The 208-nt window shown below is 63.9% G+C and carries 1 protein-coding gene; it reads right to left on the bottom strand.

The annotated features are described in order from the left end of the window. Window positions 1–181 (bottom strand): GlgB N-terminal domain-containing protein (locus BLX41_RS35310; protein ID WP_259744875.1); only part of this gene is annotated, 181 nt, incomplete at its 3' end. Window positions 182–208: the final 27 nt, after the last annotated feature.

The following is a 208-nucleotide window of genomic DNA, read 5'->3' on the forward strand; positions in this document are numbered from 1 at the left end:
CCTGCACGCTCAGCGCACCGGGCAGGAAGGCCCGGATGAATTGCCCGCCGGCACCGTCCCCGTGGGGCCCGAGTACCGCGAACGGATCACGATGCTCCGCACGCACCAGGGCATCGATGGCCTTTGCCGAAGGGAGCAATGCCGGTTGCTGCTTTCCCTGTTCCTTGTTCGAGAAACTCATGACTGCTCTCCACCACGCTCAAGATCG

The organism is Pseudomonas protegens, assembly GCF_003732485.1.
Lineage (GTDB): Bacteria > Pseudomonadota > Gammaproteobacteria > Pseudomonadales > Pseudomonadaceae > Aquipseudomonas > Aquipseudomonas protegens_B.